The 4,254-nt window shown below is 35.3% G+C and carries 5 protein-coding genes; 1 reads left to right on the plus strand and 4 read right to left on the minus strand.

Features of this window, described 5'->3' with window-relative positions; all coding sequences use genetic code 11:
• The 4 genes from AC06OU_RS05185 to AC06OU_RS05200 all read right to left on the minus strand — a co-directional run.
• Positions 1 to 665, minus strand: a 665-nt coding sequence (locus AC06OU_RS05185) for a thymidylate synthase (protein WP_475854420.1), incomplete at its 3' end; no start/stop codon positions are given.
• Between the two features lie 39 nt (positions 666 to 704).
• On the minus strand, positions 705 to 1,280 hold the full coding sequence (locus AC06OU_RS05190) for a YpjP family protein (RefSeq protein ID WP_340883633.1): 576 nt from the start codon (positions 1,278 to 1,280) through the stop codon (positions 705 to 707).
• A 300-nt stretch (positions 1,281 to 1,580) separates the two neighbouring features.
• A complete protein-coding gene (locus AC06OU_RS05195; protein ID WP_475854421.1) occupies positions 1,581 to 2,360 on the minus strand; it encodes a class I SAM-dependent methyltransferase in 780 nt (259 codons plus the stop codon).
• The gene (locus tag AC06OU_RS05200; protein ID WP_169360123.1) at positions 2,361 to 2,792 is read right to left on the minus strand and encodes a BrxA/BrxB family bacilliredoxin; all 432 of its coding nucleotides are present in this window, start codon (positions 2,790 to 2,792) and stop codon (positions 2,361 to 2,363) included. It abuts the gene before it with no gap.
• A gap of 866 nt (positions 2,793 to 3,658) precedes the next feature.
• Here AC06OU_RS05200 and AC06OU_RS05205 point away from each other — a divergent pair.
• The coding region (locus AC06OU_RS05205; RefSeq protein WP_475854423.1) for a Mur ligase family protein at positions 3,659 to 4,254 on the plus strand (596 nt) is incomplete at its 3' end.

The following is a 4,254-nucleotide window of genomic DNA, read 5'->3' on the forward strand; positions in this document are numbered from 1 at the left end:
AAAAAAACATCAGCACTTCGCTGATAGAGTTGACAAGACAATTTTCCGTTCGCTACATAGAATTGCATAAAAGTGTGACAGGGCGGTAATGCCATATCATCGACCTCAGATGGATTCCAAGCAGTAATGATATGTCGTCTGGAATCAGGGTTCTTTTGTAATCCATCGATCAAATTCGCAAGCTGATCAATCGTTTCACCGTTTTTGCCAGGCCATGAGCGCCATTGTCTACCATAGACAGGACCAAGGTCTCCAAATTCTTCTGCGAAAGACTCATCAGATAGAATGTTGTCACAGAAAACCTTCATTTGTTGATCCACCAAAGCCTTAAATTCAGGATCCTTCGAAGCTCGTACACCAAAGTTTGTCATATCTGGACCATTATATGTATCACTATTTACCCACTTTTCAAATGCCCATTCATCCCAAATATGGTTATTGGCCTTAATCAAGGTTTTAACGTTGGTATCTCCCTTTAAAAACCACAATAATTCACTTACTATCAAGCGAAAAGCAGTTTTTTTAGTAGTCATAAGAGGAAATCCCTTTGAAAGGTCAAAACGCATTTGATAACCAAAAACACTTTTTGTTCCCGTTCCTGTTCTATCGCCTTTTTCAATCCCATGTTCCATAATGTGCTTACATAAATCTAAGTATTGTTGCATTTGCTTGCTCCTTTCCTTTTATAGCAAAAAAGCTCTCATCTAGGAGAGCCATTTAGGTGGGGTGTTCTTAGACCAATAAATTTCACCTAAAGCATAATGCTTTGAATATTTATCCTCTGCTAGGTGATAATGAAAATTAAAGTAGTAACCATCTAGCGGTTTTTTATCTGTTCTTACATGAAAACGCATCAAATCTTTTTTTGTAGTTTCATCAAAAATATGGAATATTTTTTCGTAGTATTCTCCAGAAGGCTGTTCTGTTATAGCTAGATTAGCTGCTTTTTGATCGTCAACAGAAACCAATGTTGTATTAATTGCCTCTTGAATTCTAGGGAAAATAACTTCATCAAACTCATTTTGAATAACAGGGCCAATTCTAGCCCCAAACTTAATGTACGCTTGTTCTTTAGCGGCCAAAGTAATCTTTTCACTGTAGTCAATGGATTCTTTAAGACTAACCTGGTCATACTCTACTGTATGCTTCTCTGCAGAGACGGACTTCATCGGCACTTTGCTCTCTAACAGTTGCTCCCAAATAACATGGTTAGGTGAGATCAGTCCAAATGTTAGAAATGCCACAGTAATAATAATCGATTTTTGGAACCATTTTTTCATGTTTAATCACCTTCAATTATGTACAATTTAGTAAAAGCAATATTATAAACATATACGAAATCGAGAACAAAAGGTTTCATCTTCCTAGTATTCATTGTACAATAAAAAGGGTAAACAATCAGTAGTTTTTTAAACTAAGGAGGAAATTCTTATGAGCACAGATATTATCATTGGAATCGGATTTTTATTTTTATTAGGTTATTTAACTTCTTTAAACTTCACGCACTGATTTAAAAGTAAATAGTTCATTATTCTAAAACAAAGAGGGAAGCGACTTGTATAGTCACTTCCCTCTTTGTTTTATACTTCAATTATTCCGTAATGAAACTTGGAACTTAGTCTTCTTAGTCGGGTAAAACCAAAATCCTCAAACATAGGAGAGCGGAAATGCGCCTTTAAAACAACACGTTTCTTGGCAACTCGCTTCGCTTGCTCAACCCACTCTGTATAAAGGGTTCCAATAGCTCCTATTTTTCTAAGGGCTTGAAAATTATTAGACTCGGCAATTTCCTCTTCAAACATCGGATCCATGTATACAACGTCAAATGAGTTATCCTTTAACGTTTTTAAATAGTCTACTGCATCTTTATGAATCACTTGAATTCTTCGCATGGAATTTTCTAATTCACTAAAATCCGTTTCATAGCTTTTTAATCCTCGATTAATAATATATGCAATCATCTTTTCCTTCTCTAGTGCAACTACTTTTCCTGGTTCTCCTACTGTATAAGCAGCAATTAAACTATCAGAACATAAACCAGCTGTAGTATCTAAAAACCTTTCCCCAAACTTTAACCCTGTTGCTTCAAGAAAAGGGTCTTTTTCCGCTTTTAACAGCCTTTTTAAACGAAAGGCTGCAGAATTTGGATGAAAGAAAAAAGGATTCGTGGAACCATATGCAAAAAACTCCAGCCTATCTTTACCAACTACTAAAACATCGGCTAACTGCTCGTTTTGTATTTTTTCCACTGACTTTTTCTTTCGGTCTATGAAGTTTATACATAAATCAGCAGCTATATCTTTTGCTACCCGAGTATATTCCGGATTCGTTCTTCCAGCAGTCGTTATAACTGTTTTCATTTAAGCAATTATGTCAGTGAGAACACCTGTCAGGTGGTCTTTGATTGTTTCCATAGAGTTACTTTCAATTTGCTCTCTAGGGATAAAATAAGCTAATTCTCCATCCTTCCATATAGCAATGGAAGGTGAACTTGGTGGGACTTCACTAAAATAATCTCTCATAGTAGCAGTCGCCTCTTGATCTTGTCCTGCAAAAACAGTAACAAGGTGATCTGGTTTCTTTGGTAATTCACCAATCGCTTCAGTAACAGCAGGTCTTGCGAGACCCGCTGCACAGCCACATACCGAGTTAATCACTATTAATGACACACCTTCTTCTTTCATATGCTCATGCACTTGATCAGGTGTAGTCAGCTCTTTAAAACCTGCATTCGTCAGCTCACTTCTCATTGGTTTAACTACTTGCTTCATATATTCATCATATGCGTTCATCTCTTCGCCCACTTTCACGTATGTTCAATTACCCATTCTTAAAGGGTATTCTATTTTCTATTCTACTTTTGTTTAAGTTTTTTTTCACTCATTTTTACTTATAGTACATTAACCTCTAGATAGTCTAGTACTATATTCCCTTAGATCCTTTATTTTTAAGGCTATGTTAAGAGTAGGGTTGATTTATAATGCAAAGAAATCTTTAAGTCAGAGAGTAGAATTGATTTTCGCCTCAGCCGGACTCTTTCTGCGGGGTTGTGATGTCTTATCTGTCTCACTCATGCCGTGGAGTCGACGTCTGGCGCTCCAATCAATAAAATTTGAACGTCTTTAGCATCGATAAAGGGTTAATCAATTTTACTCGCATACACAAAGCTGAAAAACTGTCACTAATCCCATTTCATCATCTATTTATGCTCTTAATAGCCATTTGAATGTTCCTTTTTTTAATTTCAGTCACTATAAAAAAGAATTGTTAGTCATAATCAACCGATAACTTCAACAAAGCTATTTTTTAAATAGACATTTTTGGGAGCCAGTTCATTTGTACGAATATAAAATAGCTGCTACATAGCATTAATTAATCTTGTTTCTCTTAAAATAGGGAAAATAGAATTATTTTAGAATACTGAAATACTTTTATTTAGTGAAAGAAAATTAACTATGTTACTATTAAAATGAATGTATATCGACTTTTTTTGACATTTTTCAACATTTGCTCATCTATATGGATGACTAAGCATTAGCATAAACTAACTCGTATCCGTTCAAGATAAGTCTAATGATTTATGTATACATTTTAGAACTTTACGATGGATCTGCTACCTCGTAATTCAAAACAACTAGATGAGGGGCGAAATAAATTGATGAAACTAAATGAGCTACTATCTACAATCGAGATTATTCCAACTCAAAAGACACAGAATATTCAAGTAAACGGGATTGCTTTTAATTCTAAAGACATTCAAGAAGGTTATTTGTTCGTCGCTATTTCAGGGACTCATACAGATGGACATACGTATATTGAGGATGCTATTACGAACGGGGCTATTGCCGTGGTCGGGGAACAGGAATTACACTTAAATGAGGTTCCATACTTTCAAGTAAAAGATGCTAGAAAAGCATTAGCCTATCTTGCTAAAACTTTTTACCAAAATCCAACTAATAACAAAACACTTATTGGGATTACTGGAACAAACGGTAAAACTACTACCTCCTATATGATCAAACATATACTCGAGAGCCAAGGAATCTCCTGTGCTGTATTCGGTAGTATTTCAATTATTATTAACAACGAGGAATATTCTTCTACTCATACGACATTAGATCCTCTGACTTTCCACGAACTTGCTGCAAAGAGCAAGGACCAAGTAATTATTATGGAAGTTTCTTCCCATGGTCTAGTGCAACAACGTGTAACAGGTCTTGAATTTGATTATTGTATTTTTACAAATATAGAACA

It is taken from the genome of Psychrobacillus sp., assembly GCF_056205495.1.

Coding starts and splice junctions, on each gene's coding strand:
- AC06OU_RS05195 (WP_475854421.1), bottom strand. CDS start 2,360: ATGAAAACAGTTATAACGACTGCTGGAAGAACGAATCCGGAATATACT.
- AC06OU_RS05190 (WP_340883633.1), bottom strand. CDS start 1,280: ATGAAAAAATGGTTCCAAAAATCGATTATTATTACTGTGGCATTTCTA.
- AC06OU_RS05200 (WP_169360123.1), bottom strand. CDS start 2,792: ATGAACGCATATGATGAATATATGAAGCAAGTAGTTAAACCAATGAGA.